The 23,149-nt window shown below is 38.5% G+C and carries 18 protein-coding genes; 13 read left to right on the forward strand and 5 right to left on the reverse strand.

Annotated elements, in window-relative coordinates; all coding sequences use genetic code 11:
- Window positions 1–217: 217 nt before the first annotated feature.
- The 6 genes from mdh (at window position 218) to PL_RS11405 (ending at window position 5,255) form a co-directional block, all read left to right on the forward strand.
- The gene (mdh, locus tag PL_RS11380) at window positions 218–1,156 is read left to right on the forward strand and encodes a malate dehydrogenase (protein ID WP_041882703.1); all 939 of its coding nucleotides are present in this window, start codon (window positions 218–220) and stop codon (window positions 1,154–1,156) included.
- Window positions 1,156–1,593, forward strand: coding sequence for a retropepsin-like aspartic protease (locus PL_RS11385; protein WP_041882701.1), 438 nt, complete (start codon window positions 1,156–1,158; stop codon window positions 1,591–1,593). The genes mdh and PL_RS11385 overlap by 1 nt, the downstream gene beginning before the upstream one ends.
- Before the next feature lie 46 nt (window positions 1,594–1,639).
- On the forward strand, window positions 1,640–2,323 hold the full coding sequence (locus PL_RS11390; RefSeq protein ID WP_041882700.1) for a response regulator transcription factor: 684 nt from the start codon (window positions 1,640–1,642) through the stop codon (window positions 2,321–2,323).
- Window positions 2,323–3,687: a HAMP domain-containing sensor histidine kinase gene (locus PL_RS11395; RefSeq protein WP_041882698.1), complete on the forward strand. Its 1,365-nt coding sequence runs from the start codon at window positions 2,323–2,325 to the stop codon at window positions 3,685–3,687. The genes PL_RS11390 and PL_RS11395 overlap by 1 nt, the downstream gene beginning before the upstream one ends.
- 121 nt (window positions 3,688–3,808) lie before the next feature.
- Window positions 3,809–4,300, forward strand: a complete 492-nt coding sequence (locus tag PL_RS11400) for a hypothetical protein (RefSeq protein ID WP_041882697.1) — start codon at window positions 3,809–3,811, stop codon at window positions 4,298–4,300.
- 25 nt (window positions 4,301–4,325) lie between these two features.
- Window positions 4,326–5,255: a bestrophin family protein gene (locus PL_RS11405; protein ID WP_041882695.1), complete on the forward strand. Its 930-nt coding sequence runs from the start codon at window positions 4,326–4,328 to the stop codon at window positions 5,253–5,255.
- Window positions 5,256–5,326: 71 nt separating this feature from the next.
- Here the strand turns inward: PL_RS11405 and gyrB are convergent, their stop codons facing one another.
- A complete protein-coding gene (gene gyrB, locus PL_RS11410) occupies window positions 5,327–7,285 on the reverse strand; it encodes a DNA topoisomerase (ATP-hydrolyzing) subunit B (RefSeq protein ID WP_041882772.1) in 1,959 nt (652 codons plus the stop codon).
- Window positions 7,286–7,513: 228 nt separating this feature from the next.
- On the opposite strand from gyrB, the gene PL_RS11415 reads away from it, so the two are divergent.
- Window positions 7,514–8,125 (forward strand): OmpH family outer membrane protein, encoded by a 612-nt coding sequence (locus PL_RS11415; protein ID WP_041882694.1) that lies wholly within the window; start codon window positions 7,514–7,516, stop codon window positions 8,123–8,125.
- Window positions 8,126–8,175: 50 nt separating this feature from the next.
- Here PL_RS11415 and PL_RS11420 read toward each other — a convergent pair whose 3' ends face one another.
- Window positions 8,176–8,586 carry an RNA-binding S4 domain-containing protein gene (locus PL_RS11420; protein ID WP_041882693.1) on the reverse strand — a complete coding sequence of 137 codons (411 nt, stop codon included), beginning with the start codon at window positions 8,584–8,586 and terminating at the stop codon, window positions 8,176–8,178.
- Window positions 8,587–8,663: 77 nt separating this feature from the next.
- Here PL_RS11420 and PL_RS11425 point away from each other — a divergent pair, with 77 nt between their 5' ends.
- The 6 genes from PL_RS11425 (at window position 8,664) to miaA (ending at window position 14,418) form a co-directional block, all read left to right on the forward strand.
- Window positions 8,664–9,482 (forward strand): 2,3,4,5-tetrahydropyridine-2,6-dicarboxylate N-succinyltransferase, encoded by an 819-nt coding sequence (locus tag PL_RS11425; protein ID WP_200890746.1) that lies wholly within the window; start codon window positions 8,664–8,666, stop codon window positions 9,480–9,482.
- Window positions 9,482–10,618, forward strand: coding sequence for a glycosyltransferase family 4 protein (locus PL_RS11430; protein ID WP_041882691.1), 1,137 nt, complete (start codon window positions 9,482–9,484; stop codon window positions 10,616–10,618). Before PL_RS11425 ends, PL_RS11430 begins: the two co-directional genes overlap by 1 nt.
- A 29-nt stretch (window positions 10,619–10,647) precedes the next feature.
- Entirely contained in the window at window positions 10,648–11,214 is a 567-nt protein-coding gene (locus tag PL_RS11435; protein ID WP_348621737.1) for an L-threonylcarbamoyladenylate synthase, read from the forward strand.
- A 67-nt stretch (window positions 11,215–11,281) separates the two neighbouring features.
- The gene (locus PL_RS11440; protein WP_041882690.1) at window positions 11,282–12,697 is read left to right on the forward strand and encodes a CCA tRNA nucleotidyltransferase; all 1,416 of its coding nucleotides are present in this window, start codon (window positions 11,282–11,284) and stop codon (window positions 12,695–12,697) included.
- Window positions 12,698–12,829: 132 nt separating this feature from the next.
- Window positions 12,830–13,480: an IS1096 element passenger TnpR family protein gene (locus tag PL_RS11445; RefSeq protein ID WP_041882689.1), complete on the forward strand. Its 651-nt coding sequence runs from the start codon at window positions 12,830–12,832 to the stop codon at window positions 13,478–13,480.
- 8 nt (window positions 13,481–13,488) lie between these two features.
- Window positions 13,489–14,418: a tRNA (adenosine(37)-N6)-dimethylallyltransferase MiaA gene (gene miaA / locus PL_RS11450; protein ID WP_041882688.1), complete on the forward strand. Its 930-nt coding sequence runs from the start codon at window positions 13,489–13,491 to the stop codon at window positions 14,416–14,418.
- Window positions 14,419–14,493: 75 nt separating this feature from the next.
- Here the strand turns inward: miaA and PL_RS11455 are convergent, their stop codons facing one another.
- The 3 genes from PL_RS11455 to rpoB all read right to left on the reverse strand — a co-directional run bounded on the left by PL_RS11455 (window position 14,494) and on the right by rpoB (window position 23,124).
- Entirely contained in the window at window positions 14,494–14,808 is a 315-nt protein-coding gene (locus PL_RS11455; RefSeq protein WP_041882686.1) for a DUF3467 domain-containing protein, read from the reverse strand.
- 132 nt (window positions 14,809–14,940) lie between these two features.
- Entirely contained in the window at window positions 14,941–19,233 is a 4,293-nt protein-coding gene (gene rpoC / locus PL_RS11460; RefSeq protein WP_041882685.1) for a DNA-directed RNA polymerase subunit beta', read from the reverse strand.
- An 87-nt stretch (window positions 19,234–19,320) separates the two neighbouring features.
- Entirely contained in the window at window positions 19,321–23,124 is a 3,804-nt protein-coding gene (gene rpoB / locus PL_RS11465; protein ID WP_041882683.1) for a DNA-directed RNA polymerase subunit beta, read from the reverse strand.
- Window positions 23,125–23,149 lie beyond the last annotated feature (25 nt).

A 23,149-nucleotide genomic window follows, 5' to 3' on the forward strand; every position in this document is an offset into this window, starting at 1 on the left:
AGCGTTCCCTTATTAAATATGGATGATTTCCATTTAGATTTATAGACCATAATCAATTTACAAATTTCAACAGACGTTAAGCAAATGTAAATTCTTTCTCATAAAACCAAGAAGGTCTGATAAAGTTTTAAAAAGCATTTTCAAATAGTGCCTTAAATTTTATAACTTGGGCTGGAAGATCTGATGAAGATTTTATTACAATTTAAAAATTGAATCCATGAAGATAACAGTTGTTGGTGCAGGAGCAGTTGGTGCTACCTGTGCAGATAATATTGCCAGAAAAGAATTAGCAGAAGAACTAGTTCTGTTAGATATCAAAGAAGGCTTTGCCGAAGGTAAAGCGATAGACATGATGCAGACTGCCGCACTTTTGGGTTTTAACACAAAAATCACTGGTGTAACTAATGACTATAGCAGAACTGCTGGTTCTGCGGTAGCTGTAATTACTTCGGGGCTTCCGCGTAAACCGGGGATGACCCGCGAAGAATTGATTGGCATCAATGCGGGTATTGTTAAAGGCGTTGCTGAAAATATATTAAAATTCTCTCCTGATGCGATTATTATCGTGATCAGTAATCCAATGGATACAATGACTTATTTGTCTCTTAAATCACTGGGGCTGCCTAAAAACAGAATCATTGGTATGGGTGGTACGTTGGACAGTGCAAGATTTAAGTATTACCTGAGTGTTGCTTTAAACTGTAATTCAAACGACCTTCAGGGCTTTGTAATTGGCGGTCATGGTGATACTACGATGATTCCGTTAACCCGTTATGCTACTTATCAGAGCTTACCGGTAACGGATATTTTATCTGCTGATGTACTGGCTAAAGTTGCTGCTGACACTATGGTGGGTGGTGCAACACTGACAGGTTTACTGGGTACTTCTGCCTGGTACGCGCCTGGTGCTGCCGGTGCTGCGCTTGTGGAAAGCATAGTTCGTGATGAGAAAAAACTGTTTACCTGTTGTGTAGCGCTTGATGGCGAATATGGCCAGAGTGATATCTGCCTGGGTGTTCCTGTAATTGTAGGTCGTAATGGCTGGGAAAAAATTATAGATTACAATCTGAATGAAGAAGAAAAAGCGGCATTTAATAAAAGTGCTGATGCGGTCAGAGCAATGAATAATGTGCTTAAAGAAATGAAGCTTATTTAATGCGCACAATTGCAGTCCCTCTTACTTTAATAAACTTAAATGATGACGGTTTCCACCTCTTGGTGGAAATCGTTGTTTTTGGAGAGAAACACTGGGCCGTAGTGGACACTGGTGCTTCAAGATCTGTATTTAACAAAACGTTCATTGAACAGAACAGCGACAACATTGTTATTCCTGATATGGGAGACACCAATGCAACTACGCTGTTTACCACCTCAAGTACTATACAGGCCGTTATTCCAAAACTAAAAATCGGTAAACTGATTATTAAATCCTATCCTGCGGTAGCACTGGATCTGGAAACGGTGAATGATGCCTATGTATTAATGGGGCATCCCAAAATTGCTGCGATTATTGGAAGTGATATCTTTCACAAATACCAGGCAAAAATCAATTATAAAAAGCTAAAGATTCTATTTTATCCGAAACCAGGCTAAATTTGCTTATTCTGCTTAAATTTGCTTCTAAATAACCTACCTGCTTATGAAACTCCTTATTGTTGAAGACGAACCAAATGTGGTGTCAGTTTTGAAAAGAGGTTTAAGCAGTGAAGGTTTTGAGTTAAGTTTTGCACCCGACGGATTTATTGCTCTGGAAATGGTTGCAGCACATTCTTTCTCCCTGATTATTCTTGATATCATGCTTCCGGGAATTAATGGACTGGACTTATGTAAACAAATCAAAAAGAATCATCCGCAAACTCCAATTATTATGCTTACCGCACTCGGGAGTACTGAAAACATAGTGACCGGATTGGATAACGGAGCGGATGATTATCTGGTAAAGCCTTTCAAAATCGCTGAACTCAGTGCCAGAATCCGCATGTTATTGAGAAGATATGCTGGTTTCCAACAGGCGGACGAAATCATTACTATTGGTGATTTACATATCAATATCTCAGCAAAAACAGTTATCAGGGCACAAAAAGAAATTATCCTTACAGCCACTGAATATCGTCTGCTTCAATTTTTTGCCCGCAATAAGAACAAAACCCTGTCCAGGATTGATATCCTTGAAAATGTCTGGGATATTGATTTCAATATGGGAACCAATGTAGTTGATGTTTATGTAAATTACCTGAGAAAGAAAATAGACAAGGGTTTTAGTGTGCCGCTGCTTCATACCGTGGTTGGGCTGGGCTACCTGCTAAAAGAAAAATCAATATAATGAGTTTAAATACCCGTATCACCTTCTTATTTGCCATTTTATCTGCAATCATTATCTCCTTATTGAGCGGATTTGTCTGGTATTTTGCAAATGAGTTTGCTTTTGAGGATTTCTACAAAAGACTGGAAGCAAGGATTAATATTGCCAGTCAGATCAAAGTTGCTACCGGAACTAATACCGCTGAATACCGGGAAGCAAGACAAAAATACCTGGAACGGCTGCCTCAGGAAAATGAACATGTTTTCTTAGCCGATAAACCTAATAAGATAGCGTTTGACAAAAGAGTGCATCTGCCTGCCAGCTTTTATAAGAATATTGAATCCGGTCTGATTGCCCGATACAGAAATGACAATACCTTTTATGCGGGTAAATATTTAAAAGAAGGATCGAATGGTTATATCGTTATTATTTCTGCCAAAGATCCTTATGGATACAGAGAACTAAAGGATTTACAGCGAATCTTATTTGCAGGTTTCTTTCTTTCTGTTGCTTTGTCCTATTTTGTAGGAAGAAAATTCTCTGATTTTACTTTTAAACCGATCAGAGCCTTAATTAAACAGGCAAAAGGAATCAGTGCGGAGAATCTCCATCAGCGCCTGCCACAGATCAAAAGTAATGACGAAATTGCAGAGATATCCCAGACCTTTAATGATATGCTGGACAGACTGGAAACTGCATTTGAAACACAGAATAATTTTATCAGCAATGCTTCTCATGAACTTAGAACTCCTTTAACGGTAATCAGCGGGGAAGCGGAACTAGCTGTTTTCAGATCTTCGAATGCTGATCCCGAACTTCAGAAATCCATAGCAACTATTCAAACTGAAGCGGAACGGCTGGAAAACATACTCACCAGTTTACTCAGTTTAGCACAATCCGGGTTTGACGGAGAAAAGCAACGCTGGGAAGAAATACGTCTGGATGAACTGATCTGGGATGTAAAAGCATCAATTGACCTGGTGAACCCGGACAACCAGATTCAGATAGATCTTTCCAAACTTCCGGAAAACCCTGAAAGTATTAACCTTCATGGTAATTTAAACCTGATTAAGCTTGCAGTAACCAATATTGTAAATAATGCGTGTAAATATTCTGACAACCGCGTTGTTGAACTGGGCTTATCGGTAACCCGTACTAATATCGTCATCAGTGTAAAGGATCAGGGTATCGGAATTCCGGAAGATGAACTGCAGCATGTATTTGAACCCTTTTTCCGCGCTTCTAACACGACACGCTATAATGGTTATGGTGTAGGGCTGCCGCTATCCTTAAATATCATCCGTCTCCATAAGGGTAGTATTGCAATCAAAACCGTTCAGGAATCAGGTACTGAAATGAGTATTTTATTACCCCGCTCTCATTAATCAGCGGCTGTTCTTTTAATGACCTGAACCTTGCAATTCTAATCTCATTCTAATCTCACTCTTATACGGCTGCAATCTGCGGGCCGTACTATTGTATCATTAACTTAATCAAAGATACAATATGAAAACCATTTTAATTCCCACAGATTTCAACGAAGCATCAGTCTATCTTTCAGAGAATATTTTAAAGAATTTCAAAAATGAATCTGTTAAAATCATTTTCTTTCATGCCTACAAGCTGACAGATTCTATCTCTGATTTATTAATGCTCTCCAGACGCAGTACGGAATACGGACAAATCCCCGAATCCTTTCACAGAGCCTGTTATGATTTCAAAAAAACTCATCAGGGGAAAATCGCCGCTATCGGAATAGAATATTTCTATGGTAGTACAATGGCGGCTTTCAGGAACTTTGCAGAAGCACATGAGGTCGATTTCATCTATTGTCCTGAGGCATACAGTTTCCGTCAGATCTCAAAATACAGCATAAATCCTGATGTATTTTTAAATAAATCCGGTATTCCGGTCATCAATACTGTTATGGAAGAAAAACCTGCAGTAAAAACAAACACCACCGTTTCTCTGGAGCATGAGAATGCCCAGCTAGTCTAGTTAATTACTATTTAAAACACATTATATGTTATTAAAGAAAAACGTTCCGCTTACCTACATCTTTGGCAAAATAGCTAAAGATCTTATTTGGGTAACACTATATGCTGTTGGTATTGTAGTTCTCTATGAAAACTTTCATTTCACCAGGATCTCAATTCCAATTGCCGTTCCTGCACTTTTAGGTACTGTAATTTCACTTTTACTTGCTTTTCGGTCTAACCAGGCTTATGATCGCTGGTGGGAAGCCCGTATTCTATGGGGTGCAATTGTAAATGATTCGAGGTCTTTAACAAGACAGATCCTGTACTTTATTGATGATCCATATTATTCAGCAGAAATACAACTATTTAAGGAGCGCTTTGTCAAAAGACAAATTGCCTGGGCTTATGGGTTAAGTCAGTCACTTAGAAACACCAGCCCTATGCTTGGACTTGATAAGTTTATGAAACCTGATGAACTGGAATTTATCAGCAGATATAAAAATGTACCGATGTCTATCCTCGAGCTTCATGCCAGGGATATCAAAATGGCAGTAAAAGAGGGATGGATTAATACTTATCAGCAGGTACAGATTGATACTACCTTATCAAATCTGTGTGACCGTATGGGTGGTTCTGAGAGAATTAAGAACACTGTATTTCCTGTAACTTACAGTAAGTATATCAATATGACGATCTATCTTTTTATTATCATGCTGCCTTTCGGACTGATTGAGTTTTTCGGATATATTGAAGTACCGGTAGTCATTGCCATTGCAGCAGCCTTTTTATTAATTGAAAAGATGGCCATTCATCTGCAGGATCCTTTTGAAAACAAACCAACGGATACACCGACTACTACTATTTCAAAAACCATAGAGCGTGATTTATCACAGATGTTGAATGATGCACATTATCATGAAGACAAAATGGCTGCGGAGCCAGTACACAATTCGAAAACCTATTATATATTATAAAATATAATCAGGTCATAAAAAAAGGAGGTGTCTTTTACAGACACCTCCTTTTTATTTAAACGAAGAAATTCTTAAGCGTCAATCTTCGCGTATTTAGCGTTTCTTTCAATAAACTCTCTTCTTGGTGCTACTTCATCACCCATTAACATAGAGAAGGTATGATCACACTCAGCAGCATTCTCAATTGTAGCCTGCATTAAAGTACGGTTAGCCGGATTCAGCGTAGTATCCCAAAGTTGTTCTGCGTTCATCTCACCCAAACCTTTGTAACGTTGAATATGAACACTTTCTTCTTTACCCTGTCCTTTTAAACGTTGTACAGCTGCATCACGCTGCTGATCATTCCAGCAATATTCCTGCTCTTTCCCCTTTTTAACCAGGTAAAGCGGCGGCGCTGCGATATAAACGTAACCAGCCTCAATCAATGCTTTCATATATCTGAAGAAGAATGTCAGGATCAGTGTGGTAATGTGTGATCCGTCAATATCAGCATCCGTCATGATCACGATTTTATGATAACGAAGTTTAGTCAGATTTAATGCTTTATCATCTTCAGGAGTACCTATACTTACGCCAAGAGCTGTAAACATATTCTTAATCTCGTCGTTCTCGTAGATTTTATGCTCCATAGCTTTTTCCACGTTCAGGATTTTACCTTTAAGCGGAAGAATAGCCTGGAAGTTACGGTCACGACCTTGTTTTGCAGTTCCACCCGCCGAATCTCCCTCGACAAGATATAACTCACATTTTTCCGGATCACTGTCTGAGCAATCGGCAAGTTTACCTGGTAAACCAGATCCGCCCATTACACTCTTACGCTGAACCATCTCACGTGCTTTACGTGCTGCTGCACGCGCTGTTGCTGCAAGGATTACCTTGTTGACAATCATTCTGGCCTCTTTCGGATATTCTTCCAGATAGATACCCAATGCCTCACCAACTGCAATATCCACTGCTCCCATTACCTCAGTATTACCTAATTTGGTTTTGGTCTGCCCTTCAAATTGCGGCTCCTGTACTTTTACTGAAACTACTGCAGTAAGACCTTCACGAAAATCATCACCTGTAATTTCAAATTTCACATTCTTCAATAAACCAGACTTATCAGCATAAGCTTTCAAAGTACGGGTCAAACCTCTTCTGAAACCGGCAATGTGTGTACCACCTTCATGGGTGTTAATATTATTTACATAAGAGTGTACATTTTCAGCATAACTGTCATTGTACTGCAAAGCAAGCTCTACAGGGATACCATTTTTAAGTCCCTCTACATAAATAGGCTCAGCAATTAATGAAGGACGACCCCCATCCAGAAACTGAACAAATTCTTTTAATCCGCCTTCAGAAAGGAAAAGCTCAGAAAGGAAATTTCCCTGCTCATCTACTTCACGTTCGTCAGTCAGTGTCAGACTGATTCCTTTATTTAAGAAAGATAACTCTCTTAAACGTGAAGCCAGTGTATCATAACGATATTCTGTAGTTTGCGTAAAGATCGTATCATCAGGAGTAAAAGTGATTACAGTACCTCTTTTCTCAGTTTCACCAACAGTCTTAACCTCATACTGCGGTTTACCCTGAGCATATTCCTGTACCCAGATTTTTCCTTCACGGTGTACTTCTGCTTTCAAATGTGTTGATAGTGCATTCACACAACTTACCCCCACACCGTGTAAACCTCCGGAAACTTTATAAGTGTCTTTATCGAACTTACCACCGGCATGTAATACTGTCATTACAACCTCTAATGCCGATTTCTGTTCTTTTTGCATGATCCCTGTCGGAATACCACGACCGTTATCCTCAACTCTGATAGAATTATCTTTAAGAATATTTACGGTAATTGTATTGGCATGTCCGGCTAAAGCCTCATCGATAGAGTTATCTACTACCTCATAAACCAAATGGTGTAATCCTTTAACACCTGTATCACCTATATACATTGAAGGGCGCTTACGCACCGCTTCTAAACCTTCTAATACCTGTATATTATCTGCCGAATAATTTGACTTTGGATCTTTTTCTTCGCTCATAAATGTTAATAAAAAATAAGATTCAAAAATAACCAATTATGGCCAATTAAAGGCAAATGTGGATAACTATTTGATTTAAAAAGTGTATTAATGACCCAAAAAAAACAAGTTATTTAGGATACTAAATTGGAAATTTTATATTTGCTAAAATTTACCCCTTCAGTTTAGACCTGAAACGGGTATTAATGCTGAAAAAGAATTAAAAACCACAAAATAATAATTGCATAAATGAACAGAACATCCTTCAAACTAAGCACACTGGCTACCGCTGTAGCATTAGTTTCAGTAATGGCTTCATGCCAGAATAAAGACAACAAAACTGCGACTGATACTGCGGTAAAAACTGACGTTGCTGCAACAGCAGTTAAAGCTAACGAGCCTATCGTTTATGTAAATTCGGATTCTTTATTAACCAAATACCAGTACTTCAAAGATCTTAAGACTAAATTAGATGCTAAATCTAAAGCTGCTCAAACTGATCTTGCTGCTAAAACACAGGCTTTTCAACGTGAGGTTGCACAATATCAGCAAACTCAAAACACTTTACCTGCTGATCAGAGAGCTACAACTGAACAAAGATTAGCGCGTAAACAACAGGAATTACAAGCCTATCAGCAAAATGCTGGTGCAGCTTTACAGAATGAGCAAGGTGCAGAACAGGAAAAATTATATAACAAAATTGCTGATTACCTGAAAGTATATGCTAAAGGTAAAGGTTACAAAATGGTATTGACTTACCAGAAAGGCAACAGCGCAATTTTATTCGCTGATCCTTCTCTGGACGTTACAAGTGAAGTTATCACCGGTCTTAACGATGGTTATAAAGCCGACAAAAAATAAGCTGTTACAGCGCATAAAAAAGGCCTCCGGAATCCGGAGGCCTTTTTTATTTAATCATCTTTTTTATCATCTTCGAAAAGGCTGCCCGTCAGATCATCGATTTCCCTGCGGTCTCTCTTGGTTGGCCTGCCCGCTCCTCTGTCCCGTATTAAAACCGGTGAATGAAACATTGACTTGTAACCCTGAGTCTCTTCAAGGGGAGTAATATCTTTATATTTGGTAACCGCGATCTTCGACTCTACTCTGGTATACAAGAGCTCAACTACCTCAATTACTTTTTTCTCGATTCCTTTAGATACCTGGTAAACATCACCTGGCTTTACAACTACAGAAGCCTTCACATTCTGACCATTAAATTTAACGCGGCCAGCTTTACAAGCTTCAGTCGCTAAAGTTCTTGTTTTAAACAATCTTATTGCCCACAAGTATTTATCTATCCTTAATTTTTCCTGCTCTGCCATAAAAAATCAAAAATACATAAGTAAAAGATCGCGCAATACATAAAATTGATTTATTTTGTGAAAAAATAAAATTGATAATGATAAAAGAGTTGAAAAAGTTAATTGAGGCTGCCTGGGAAGACAGAACTTTATTAGAGTATACTGAATATTGTGAAGCGATCGAGACTGTTGTTATGCAACTTGATAAAGGTGAACTCCGTGTTGCAGAACCAATTCTAAATTCATGGGGTATCAATGAATGGATAAAGAAAGCTGTTATCCTTTATTTCCCTATCAGAGAAATGAAAGAAATTGAAGTTGGTCCATTTGTATTTCATGATAAAATGAAATTAAAAACCAATTACAAGGAACTAGGTGTAAGAGTTGTTCCTGGTGCAAGTGCACGTTATGGATCATACTTATGTAAAGGTGTAATTTTAATGCCTTCTTATGTGAACATCGGTGCTTATATAGATGGTGGTACAATGGTTGATACCTGGGCTACCGTGGGTTCTTGTGCACAAATCGGAAAACATGTACACTTAAGTGGTGGTGTTGGTATTGGTGGTGTATTAGAGCCGATTCAGGCTGCTCCGGTTATCATTGAAGACGATTGTTTCATTGGTTCAAGAGCTATCGTAGTAGAAGGTGTTCGTGTAGAACGTGAGGCCGTTTTAGGTGCAAACGTAGTATTAACAGCTTCAACTAAGATTATTGACGTTACAGGAAGCAGTCCTGTTGAATATAAAGGTATTGTTCCGGCAAGATCAGTAGTGATTCCAGGAAGTTATACTAAAAAATTCCCTGCAGGTGAATATCAGGTTCCATGTGCACTGATCATCGGAAAACGTAAAGAGTCTACAGATAAAAAGACTTCACTCAATGATGCATTAAGAGAAAATAACGTAGCAGTTTAATGAATATTGGTTTTGACGGAAAAAGGGCGGCTAATAATCTGACCGGTTTAGGTAATTACAGCAGATCTCTTGTTTTACAGTTATCAGAATTTTTCCCTCAAAACCAATACTTTGTTTACAGTCCAAAGGTCAAAAACACCGGACAGATTTCTTCTTTTTTTAAACGGAAGAATATTCATCTTGCACTGCCTGAAAAATCATCTCCGTCCATCTTATGGAGAACTTTCGGGATCAAAAAGCAATTAAAAAAGGACAACATTGCAATTTACCATGGATTAAGTAATGAAATCCCGGTTGGGATGCCTTCTTCTATTCAAACGGTAGTCACAATGCATGACCTTATTTTTCTGCGTTATCCTCAATATTATAAGTTCATAGACCGTACTATTTACAACTTCAAAAGTAAATATGCCTGTAAAAATGCAGATCATATTATTGCGATCAGTGAACAGACAAAAAATGATATTATTGAGTTTTATCATATTGATCCTTCTAAAATTGAAGTCATTTATCAAACCTGTGACGACTCTTTCAAACAGCTTATTGGTCAGGATTTTAAAGATAGTGTACGCAAAAAATATAATCTCCCTGAAAAATACCTGCTGAATGTAGGGACTATCGAACCCAGAAAGAACTTATTAACCCTGGTACAAGCATTACCAGCAATCGACCCTGAATTTAAGTTAGTGGTAGTTGGTAAAAAACAAGCTTATGCAAAAAAAGTAATAGCAGAGATTGAAAACCTCGGAATGAGCGAAAGAGTCATTTTTCTGAAAGATATTCCATTCTCTGATCTCCCTTCTATCTACCAGTTAGCAACAGTATTCGTTTATCCATCTTTTTATGAAGGATTTGGTATCCCGGTTATTGAAGCTCTTTACGGTAAAATTCCGGTTGTCTCTGCCACAGGTTCCTGCCTGGAAGAAGCTGGTGGTCCTCATAGTCTGTATGTAAATCCACATGATGCATCTGCGCTGGCAAATGCGGTAAACACCATTTTAAGAGATCAGGATCTGGCCGCCAAAATGAAAGAAGAAGGGTTAATATACGCACAGAAATTCAATACTTCAATATTAGCCCGTCAACTGATGGATTCTTACAGCAACATGATCTCCCACGGTCAAGAAAAGCTTTAATAACAAAGATTATTTAATAAATTTACATCATGCTAAAAACGGAAATTGACAAGGCATTAACCGTCTTGAAAAATGGAGGCGTAATCCTCTATCCTACTGATACAGTCTGGGGTTTAGGATGTGATGCAACGAACGAGGCTGCAGTTGAAAAAATCAATACCATTAAAGGGCGCTCATCTGATAAAAGTTTTATTATTCTTTTGGATAATGATTCAAAAATACAAAGTTATATAAATGAAGTACCTGAGGTAGCTTATGATCTGATTGAATATGCAGAACATCCATTAACCATTATCTTTTCAGGGGCAAAAAACCTGGCTAAAAATGTGATTAATGCCGATGGAAGCGTAGGTATAAGAGTGATCAGACATGATTTTGTCCAGCAATTACTACAACGTTTCAGAAAACCAATAGTCTCTACATCCGCAAACCTGTCCGGACAACCGACACCAGTTTTTTTTGATGAAATAGATGAAGAAATTAAAACGGCCGTAGACTATGTGGTAGACTGGGAGCAGGAACTCAGAATTAAGAAAAAACCTTCAACCATTATGAAATTAAGTCCATCTGGTCAATTTTCCTTCATTAGAAAGTAAGTTTTACTACTTTTGCAGATTCAATAAAATCATCATGAGCCTACAAGCTCAAAACAACATATAATTAGTGAAAAAAAATCTAGAACATCCAGTTTTTAAAGTGCTGGCTGGCATTGCCGATGAAAATCATATCGAAGCCTATGTGATTGGTGGATACGTACGGGATATTTTTCTGAAAAGACCATCAAAGGATATTGATGTAGTGGTTTTAGGGAATGGGATTGAATTTGCTGAATTAGCCGGAAAACATTTAAAAAGCAAAGTAACTGTTTTTAAAAACTTCGGTACGGCTATGTTAAAATACCGGGATCTTGAACTTGAATTCGTCGGAGCCAGAAAAGAATCCTACCGTGCTGATTCCCGTAAACCTATTGTAGAAAACGGAACTATTAAAGATGATCAGCTGAGAAGAGATTTCACTATCAATGCGCTGGCTATTTCACTAAACAAAGAAAACTTTGGTCAGCTGGTTGATCCGTTTAACGGTGTTGAAGACCTGAATAACAAATTAATACGTACCCCACTGGATGCAGAGATCACTTTCTCAGACGATCCATTACGGATGATGCGTGCTATCCGCTTTGCTACTCAGCTGAATTTCAAAATTGATGAGCAGGCACTCGCTGCCATTGCAAAACAAAAAGAAAGAATCAGTATTGTTTCCAAAGAAAGAGTCACTGATGAATTAAATAAAATTATACTCTCTCCTGTTCCTTCCATAGGTTTTAAATATTTATTCGATACAGGTCTTCTGCACATTATATTTCCACAAATGGCTAATTTATTTGGCGTGGAAGTAATCAATGGAAAGGGGCACAAAGATAATTTTTATCATACCCTGCAGGTCCTTGATAATATCTGTGAAGTAACAGAAGACCTTTGGTTACGCTGGGCAGCCATATTACATGATATAGCTAAACCGCCAACCAAGCGTTTTGAAGAAAATCATGGCTGGACTTTTCATGGTCATGAAGATAAGGGTGCAAGAATGGTTCCGCAGATCTTTGCACAGCTGAAACTACCGTTGAACGAGAAAATGAAGTTTGTTCAAAAACTTGTTCAGTTGCATTTGCGTCCTATCGTACTTGCACAGGAAGTCGTTACTGATTCTGCTGTAAGAAGAGTTTTATTTGATGCTGGTGAAGATATTGAGAGTCTGATGTTACTTTGCAACGCAGATGTCACCACTAAAAATGAATATAAAATAAAGAAATACCGTAATAACTTCGAGCTGGTTAAGCAAAAGCTTAAAGATGTGGAAGAGCGGGACAAAATAAGAAACTGGCAACCTCCAGTTTCAGGAAATGATATCATGGAAGTATTTGGCCTTGCTGCCGGTAAAGAGGTAGGTATGATCAAAAACGCAATTCGTGAAGCAATTCTGGAAGGCGAAATAACAAATTCACCTGATGAAGCGTTAGCATTTATGCTGCGTAAGGGAAAAGAGTTTGGACTAACCCCCGTAACAAAAGAACCTAAATAAACAATGTTACCACTGCTGAGCTAATTCGCAGAATTACAGCTCATAGTGGCGTCATATCTCATAAAATAAAATATATTCAAATGAAAACCATATTTTATTTTATAATTTTATACTATTAGAAATACAGCTCAAATGGCAATTTACAGATTCAGACTTAGTTTTGACGATTACGATGAAGTAATCAGAGAGATCGATATCAAATCAACACAAACTTTTGAAGATTTACATAAAGCTTTACATCGCACAACCGGTTATAGTGCCGAAAAATCTTCTTCTTTTTATGTGAGCTCTGATCACTGGATCAAAGGAGACGAAATCGCCTATCTCCCTACTCAAAAGAAAGTTGATCGTGGTGTTGCTTTAATGGAAAAAGCGAAATTAAGTGCTTTTATTGAAGATCCTCATCAGAAATTCTACTATATATACAATTTTGACCGTCCTTATGAATTCCATGTAGAACTGATCAAGATTATTTTACAGACAGACCCCAATATTGAATATCCCGTTCTTTTCAAAAGTATTGGAGAGGCACCTAAAATTTTCGATGCCAATAATATTCCTACAGAGGTTGTAGTTAATAATCCAATCTCAAATGATTTCGATTTCCTGAATGAAATGGACTTTGTTCCTGAAGATACGGAGGAAATCGAAGCTATGGATGGCAGAGGTATTACCACATCTTCAGAAAAAGATGAGGACGCTGATGATGAATCAGATTCAGATGACTTCTCTGAAGACGAGGATTACCATGAAGACGAATATGACAGCAAAGAAGATTATTAAGCCATATAATGGCAAAAAATAAAACATTAATTGTAATTGCAGGGCCAACGGCAATAGGTAAGACAGCTTTAGCTATTACGATGGCCCGGCATTTCAACACTGAAATCATCTCTGCTGACTCAAGACAATTTTTCAGAGAGATGTCTATAGGGACAGCAAAACCTCATGCTGATGAGCTTGCAGCAGCTAAACATCATTTTATTGATTCCCACACTATCACTACTCTTTTTAGTACAGGAGATTTCGAGAAACAGGCACTTGAGGTTTTAGATGAAATATTTACGCGACATGATCTGGCCATTATGGTTGGTGGATCTGGCTTGTATCTGGATGCTGTAACCAAAGGATTCGATGAGTTACCTGATACCGATATGGAAATCAGAAATCAGCTGAATCTATTATTTGAAACAGAAGGTCTGGAACCTATCAAAGCACAGCTTGAAGTGGCAGATCCCGAATATTATGCCAAAGTAGATCAGGCAAATACCCAGCGTTTGATCAGAGGACTGGAATTCTTCCTGTCTACAGGAAAAAAGGTCTCTGCATTTTTAACAAACAGCAAAAAACAAAGACCCTTTAATATCATCAAGATTGGGTTGAATATGGAAAGATCACTACTTTATGAGCGGATTAACCATAGAGTAGATCTCATGCTGCAGGAAGGCCTTTTAGCAGAGGTAGAGTCATTACAGGCCTTCAGAGAGCTTAATGCCTTGAAAACTGTGGGTTATGCTGAGCTTTTTGACTATCTGGATGGTACTATTACTTATGATATTGCCGTAGAAAAGATTAAACAAAATACCCGCCGGTTCGCAAAACGTCAGTTAACCTGGTTCAGAAGGGACGAACAAATTCATTGGTTCAGTCCTGATCAATCTGATACCATTATCAATTTTGTGGCGGATTCAATCAATAAAACAAATAAATTACCTCTTTAATAATACCATATAAATCACATCCGGCTTTGGATAAAATTTATATGGTGTTTCTCTTAGAGGGAATGTCTTAAAATACTAAGCCTGGGCAGTTGGTCCACCAAAATTCATTGGAAATCCAGATGGTTCTTCCTGAGTTTTAATTCGGCCATTAATTGACTCAAACTTCTCTATATTATCCTGCATAGCTATCATTAATCTTTTAGCATGCTCCGGGGTCAGAATGATTCTTGATTTTACTTTTGCCTTTGGCACCCCTGGCATTACCCTGATAAAATCCAGTACAAATTCAGTATTGGAATGAGTAATAATTGCAAGATTTGAGAATATACCTTCCGCTACTTCTTCAGAAAGTTCAATATTGATTTGATTGTCGTTGTTTTCGTTTTCCATAGCACAAAACTACTTTTTTAAATGATTAGGCAGGTAGCCAAATTAGATTTATTTTAAGCAGCAGTGAAATAATAAACAAAAAAAATCCCCCTGAAAATGATCAGGGGGATTAAAAAAAATTAACTATTTAAATTACGCTTCTATTTCTTCTTCTTGTTTCGAAGCTAATAATTTGTCATACTCTTCTTGTGAGCCAACGATAATACGTTCGTATCCACGAACACCAGTACCTGAAGGAATCAAGTGACCAACGATTACGTTTTCTTTCAATCCAAGCATATTATCACGTTTACCTGCAATCGCAGCTTCGTTCAATACTTTTGTAGTTTCCTGGAAGGAAGCTGCAGAGATGAATGATTTCGTACCCAATGACGCACGTGTAATACCTTGCAATACAGAACTTGCAGTTGCTGATCTTGCATCACGAACTTCGATCTGTTTCAAATCTTTACGTTTTAACTGAGAATTTTCATCTCTTAATTTACGCAGAGAAAGAATCTGACCTGGTTTAACCGTGTTTGAATCACCAGCATCAACAACAACTTTCTTGTCATAGATATCATCATTTTCAATCATGAAATCCCAACGATCTACAGAGTTATTTTCTAAGAATGTAGTATCTCCCGGATCTTCAATATGAACTTTCTGCATCATCTGGTGTACAATCACCTCGAAGTGTTTATCATTGATTTTTACACCTTGTAAACGATAAACCTCCTGAATACCATTCACCAGGTATTCCTGTACAGCAGCCGGACCTTTAATTGCTAAAATGTCCGCAGGAGAGATTGATCCGTCTGATAATGGCATACCAGCTTTTACAAAGTCATTATCCTGAACCAGGATGTGTTTAGACAATGGTACAAGATATTTCTTGATCTCACCATCTTTTGATTCGATAGTCATCTCACGATTACCACGTTTCACACCACCTAAAGTTACAACACCGTCAATCTCGGTTACTACAGCCGGGTTAGAAGGGTTACGTGCTTCAAACAATTCAGTTACACGTGGTAAACCACCCGTAATATCTCTTGTTTTTCCTGTAGCACGAGGGATTTTAACTAAGATCTGACCAGTTTTGACTGCTTCCCCATCATCGATAGAAACGTGAGCACCAACAGGAATGTTATACTGTCTGATTAACTCACCTTTTTTATCTAATACTCTTACTGATGGATTTTTAGTTTTATCACGTGTATCAATAATTACTTTCTCACGGTGACCAGTCTGCTCATCTGATTCCTCACGGTAGGTAACACCTTCAATGATGGCATCAAATTCGATCTTACCTGCAAATTCCGAGATAATAACCGCGTTATATGGATCCCATGAACAAATCTTATCACCTTTAGTTACTTCAGCACCTTCTTCAACATATAAGAATGAACCGTAAGGGATATTATTGGTCATGATAACTTTACCAGTACCTTTTTCAACGATTTTGAATTCACCTGAACGGCCTAAAACAATTTGTTTCACACCTTGCTCACCTGTATCATTTGCTACAGTACGAACATTTTCGAATTCGATGATACCATCAAACTTAGCATTGATCTGAGATTCAGCAGCAATGTTTGATGCGGTACCACCCACGTGGAACGTACGTAATGTTAACTGTGTACCCGGCTCACCAATAGACTGTGCAGCAATTACACCGACAGCTTCTCCACGTTGAACACGTTTACCTGTTGCAAGGTTACGTCCGTAACAAAGCGCACAAACACCTCTTTTATTTTCACATGTCAATACAGAACGTATTTCCACACCTTCTAAAGGAGACTCATCGATTGCTTTTGCGATATCTTCATCAATATCCTGACCAGCACTTACTAATAATTTACCATCCAGAGGATTGAATACATCATGAAGTGAAATACGGCCTAAGATTCTGTCATATAATGGTTCAACGATATCTTCGTTGTCTTTCAGTGCAGTAGTGTACATACCTCTTAAAGTACCACAATCAGTTGCGTTCACGATCATATCCTGAGCAACGTCATGTAAACGACGGGTAAGGTAACCAGCATCTGCAGTTTTTAACGCTGTATCCGCCAAACCTTTACGCGCACCGTGGGTAGAGATAAAGTATTCTAATACTGAAAGTCCTTCTTTAAAGTTTGAAAGAATCGGATTCTCAATAATCTCACCACCTGAACCTGATTTCTGAGGTTTCGCCATCAGACCACGCATTCCGCAAAGCTGACGAATCTGCTCTTTAGATCCACGTGCTCCAGAGTCAAGCATCATATATACCGAGTTAAATCCTTGGTTATCGCTCGATAACTGAGTCATCACGAATGATGTTAAACGGTTATTGATACGAGTCCAGATATCGATAATCTGATTGTAACGCTCATTGTTGGTAATGAATCCCATGTTATAGTTATTCCTTACCTCTTCAACTTCAGCAGAAGCCTGTTCTAAAAGAACCTGTTTCTCTGCAGGGATGTTAACATCCTGTAAGTTAAACGATAGTCCACCTCTGAATGCCATTTGGAAACCTAACTCTTTAATATCATCAAGGAATCTTGATGCACGAGCCATACCAGTAACCTTAACTACCTCACCAATAATATCTCTCAGTGATTTTTTAGTTAGCAATTCATTGATATATCCTACTTCTTCCGGAACCATTTGGTTAAACAGTACACGACCTACAGTAGTTTCAGTCAGTTTATTAACAATATTTCCGTCAGAATCTTTAACATTTACCTTTACTTTGATAAATGCATGAAGATCGATACGTTTCTCATTGTAAGCAATGATAACTTCTTCAGGAGAATAGAATGAGAAATCCTGTCCGTTAACCACACGTTTTTCATCAGTTCTGCGGCCTTTAGTAATATAGTAAAGACCCAAAACCATATCCTGAGAAGGTACAGTAATCGGAGTACCATTTGCAGGGTTCAGAATGTTGTGGGCAGCTAACATCAATACCTGGGCTTCCAAAATAGCAGCATGACCTAAAGGTAAATGCACAGCCATCTGGTCACCGTCAAAATCGGCGTTGAATGCAGTACACACTAACGGGTGTAACTGGATTGCTTTTCCTTCCACCAATTTAGGCTGGAAAGACTGGATACCCAATCTGTGCAGTGTAGGCGCACGATTCAGTAATACAGGGTGTCCTTTTAATACGTTTTCAAGAATATCCCATACTAACGGATCTTTTCTGTCAACGATTTTCTTTGCAGATTTAACTGTCTTAACGATTCCCCGTTCAATCATCTTACGAATGATAAACGGTTTGAATAGCTCAGCAGCCATATCTTTAGGTAAACCACATTCGTGTAATTTAAGGTTCGGACCTACAACAATTACCGAACGCGCAGAATAATCCACACGTTTACCTAATAAATTCTGACGGAAACGACCTTGTTTACCTTTCAGGATATCTGAAAGAGATTTCAGGGCACGGTTACCTTCAGTTTTTACCGCATTTACTTTACGTGAGTTATCGAATAACGAATCTACAGCTTCCTGTAACATACGTTTCTCGTTACGTAAAATAACCTCTGGTGCTTTAATCTCGATCAAACGTTTTAAACGGTTGTTACGGATAATCACACGACGGTACAGATCGTTCAGATCTGAAGTAGCGAAACGACCACCTTCAAGAGGTACTAACGGACGTAATTCCGGTGGAATAACAGGAACAATTTTGATAATCATCCATTCAGGATTATTCTCAATACGTGTTCTTGCACCACGGAAAGCCTCAACAACCTGTAAGCGTTTTAATGCTTCATTTTTACGTTGCTGAGAAGTCTCGTTTGCAGCCTGGTGACGTAAGTTATAAGATAAAGTATCTAAATCAATACGTTTTAATAAATCCTCTAATGCTTCAGCACCCATTTTGGCGATGAATTTATTAGGATCTTTATCATCCAGGTATTGGTTTTCTTTAGGTAATTTATCAAGAATATCAAGGTACTCTTCCTCAGTAAGGAAATCCATGTACTGGATACCCTGTTCTTCCATTAAACCAGATTGAATAACTACATAACGTTCGTAGTAAATGATCAAATCTAATCTTTTGGTAGGAAGGCCTAATAAATAACCGATTTTATTTGGCAATGAACGGAAATACCAGATATGTGCAACAGGAACAACCAGATTGATGTGTCCCATACGCTCTCTACGTACTTTTTTCTCCGTCACCTCAACACCACAACGGTCACAAACAATACCTTTATAACGGATACGTTTGTATTTACCACAGTGACATTCGTAATCTTTTACCGGACCAAAAATACGCTCGCAAAACAAACCATCACGTTCTGGTTTGTAAGTACGATAATTAATAGTCTCAGGTTTTAACACCTCACCACTAGAGCGCTCTAAAATAGCCTCCGGCGATGCCAAACTAATGGTAATCGAGGTGAAATTGCTTTTTAATTTATTATCCTTTTTGTAAGACATAGCTCTGTTGTTTGAATTTGAAAATTTAAAAAGCCGGAATGGGCTCCGGACTTACCAGGTCCCATTCCGACATTAAAAAATTCAACATTAGTCTAACGTAATATCTAAACCTAATCCGCGCAACTCATGTACCAATACATTAAATGATTCCGGTACACCTGGAGTCGGCAGGTTTTCGCCTTTTACAATTGCTTCATAAGTTTTGGCTCTACCGATTACATCATCAGACTTCACAGTCAGGATCTCCTGTAGAATATTAGCCGCACCAAATGCTTCTAATGCCCAAACCTCCATCTCACCAAAACGCTGACCCCCGAATTGAGCTTTACCACCCAATGGTTGTTGTGTAATTAATGAATATGGTCCGATTGAACGGGCGTGCATCTTATCATCAACCATGTGACCCAGTTTCAGCATGTAGATAATACCTACTGTAGTTGGCTGGTCGAATTTCTCACCCGTTAAACCATTATGCAAGTAAGTTCTTCCTGAAGCAGGAACACCAGCTTTAGCGATCCACTCTTCAACTTCATCATGCTTAGCACCATCAAAGATCGGAGTTGCGAATTTCACACCCAGTTCTTTACCGGCCCACGCCAATACAGTTTCGTAGATCTGTCCAAGGTTCATACGTGAAGGTACACCCAGTGGGTTCAACACGATATCAACAGGAGTTCCATCATCAAGGAACGGCATATCTTCATCACGAACGATACGGGCAACAATACCCTTATTACCGTGACGACCAGCCATCTTATCCCCTACTTTCAGTTTACGTTTTTTAGCAACATAAACTTTAGCCATTTGTACAATACCTGATGGTAATTCATCACCAACACTGATAGCGAATTTATCACGTTTGTACGCACCCAGTTCTTCGTTTACACGGATACCATAGTTATGAATCAAAATTTTGATCTGATCATTTTTATCGTCATCAGTAGTCCATTTGTATGGATTAATGTGAGCGAATTCTAAATCAGCCAAACTTTTTTGAGTGAACTTAGCACCTTTAGGGAATAATAATTCCTTGTAAACGTTGTAAATACCCTGAGAAGTTTTACCATTTACAATCTGGAACAATTTGTCAACCAGTTCATTTTTCAGATTGGTTGTAGCCAGATTATATCTCTTATCTAATTTCTCTATTGCTGCTTTTTCTTCAGCTTTAGTAGTTTTCTTAGCTCTTGAGAATAACTTAGTATCAATTACCACACCTCTGATCGATGGAGGAGTTTTTAATGATGCATCTTTCACATCACCAGCTTTATCTCCAAAGATAGCGCGTAATAATTTCTCTTCCGGTGAAGGATCAGACTCTCCCTTAGGGGTAATTTTACCGATAAGGATATCGCCTTCTTTTACTTCAGCACCGATACGAATGATACCATTTTCATCTAAATCTTTAGTAGCTTCTTCAGAAACGTTAGGGATATCCGGTGTTAATTCCTCTTCTCCACGTTTTGTATCACGTACTTCCAATTCAAACTCTTCAATATGCAATGAGGTAAAGATGTCTTCACGAACAATACGTTCACTGATTACAATCGCATCCTCAAAGTTGTATCCCTGCCAAGGCATGAATGCTACTTTAAGGTTCCTGCCTAAAGCAAGCTCACCATTTTCAGTTGCATAACCTTCACAAAGTACTTGCCCTTTAACAACTTTCTGACCTTTTTTAACAATAGGTTTTAAGTTGATACAAGTATTCTGGTTGGTTTTCTTGAATTTAATTAATTTATAAGTTTTGCTATCACCTTCAAATGATACTAAACGATCTGCATCGTTTCTTACATATTTGATAGTTATTTCATTTGCATCAACATATTCAACAACACCATCGCCTTCAGCATTGATCAGTGTTCTTGAGTCACGTGCAACACGACCTTCAAGACCAGTACCAACAATCGGAGCTTCAGGACGTAACAATGGTACGGCCTGACGTTGCATGTTGGAACCCATCAGGGCTCTGTTCGCATCATCATGCTCAAGGAAAGGAATCAATGAAGCAGCAATCGAAGTAATCTGATTCGGAGCCACGTCCATTAAGTCTAATTTCTCAGGCTCAATAATCGGGAAGTCACCCTCATAACGTGCTTTAACACGTGCAGTGGTGAAATTACCTTTATCATCATAAGCAGCGTTTGCCTGTGCGATAGTTTTACCATCCTCATCTTCAGCAGAAAGATAGATTACATCTTCGTCTACAGCAACGATACCGTCTCTTACGATCTTGTATGGAGTTTCTATAAATCCTAATGTATTGATCTTTGCGTGAACACAAAGAGATGAAATCAAACCGATGTTTGGTCCCTCTGGTGTTTCAATCGTACACAATCTACCGTAGTGGGTATAGTGAACGTCACGCACCTCGAAACCAGCTCTTTCACGGGAAAGACCACCTGGGCCTAAGGCTGAAAGACGACGTTTGTGCGTAATCTCTGCCAGAGGATTTGTCTGGTCCATAAACTGTGACAACTGGTTTGTACCAAAGAATGAATTAATAACCGACGATAAAGTACGGGCATTAATTAAGTCTGTAGGTGTGAAAACCTCATTATCACGAATGTTCATCCGCTCACGGATTGTACGTGCCATACGCGCCAGACCTACACCAAACTGAGCATATAACTGCTCACCTACTGTACGTACACGACGGTTTGACAAGTGGTCAATATCATCGACCTCTTCCTTAGAGTTGATTAATTTGATCAGGTATTTTACAATTGCAATAATATCTGCTTTTGTTAATACTTTAACATGATCAGGAGTATCCATTTTCAACTTACGGTTGATGCGGTAACGACCAACATCTCCTAAGTCATAACGTTTGTCTGAGAAGAATAAACGCTCAATGATACCTCTTGCAGTTTCCTCATCAGGTGGTTCTGCGTTACGCAAAGCACGGTAGATGTTTTCAACAGCCTCTTTTTCAGAGTTTGAAGTATCTTTTTGTAATGTATTATATATAATAGTATAATCAGCCTGACTGGCACCATCATCTTTAGATAAGATAATAGTTTTAACACCAGCGTCAATGATCATATCAATATGCTCGTCTTCTAAAACAGTATCCCTGTCTAAGATCACTTCGTTACGATCTATCGAAACTACTTCACCAGTATCTTCGTCTACAAAATCTTCAACCCATTTTCTTAAAACTCTCGCAGCAAGCTTACGTCCGATATATTTTTTCAAACCGGATTTGCTAACCTTAACCTCATCGGCTAAGTCAAACAATTCAAGGATGTCTTTATCAGAATCGTAACCAATTGCACGTAATAACGTGGTAACAGGGAACTTTTTCTTACGGTCGATATAAGCATACATGACGTTATTTACGTCAGTAGCAAACTCGATCCAGGATCCTTTGAAAGGAATCACACGGGCAGAATAAAGCTTGGTACCGTTAGTGTGACGGCTCTGGCCGAAGAACACACCCGGAGACCTGTGTAACTGAGAAACAATTACACGCTCTGCACCATTGATTACGAATGTACCTTTAGGGGTCATATATGGAATAGTACCCAGATATACATCCTGAATGATAGTTTCAAAATCTTCGTGTTCCGCATCGTTACAAGACAATTTCAACTTTGCCTTTAATGGGACACTATAAGTTAACCCACGGTCAATACACTCAGGTATATCATAACGCGGCGGGTCAATAAAATAATCAAGGAATTCCAAAACGAAAATATTTCTGGAATCTGTGATTGGAAAGTTTTCAGCAAACACTTTAAACAAGCCCTCTGTATGACGGTTGTCTGAAGTAGTTTCTATCTGGAAAAATTCTCTGAATGATTGCAACTGTACATCTAGAAAATCCGGGTAATCTATGATGTGCTTACTACGTGCAAAATTTACTCTTTGGTCGACTTTATTTGCCAAGGTACTAAAGTTAATTTAGTTTAAG

The sequence above is a fragment of the Pedobacter lusitanus genome, assembly GCF_040026395.1.
Lineage (GTDB): Bacteria > Bacteroidota > Bacteroidia > Sphingobacteriales > Sphingobacteriaceae > Pedobacter > Pedobacter lusitanus.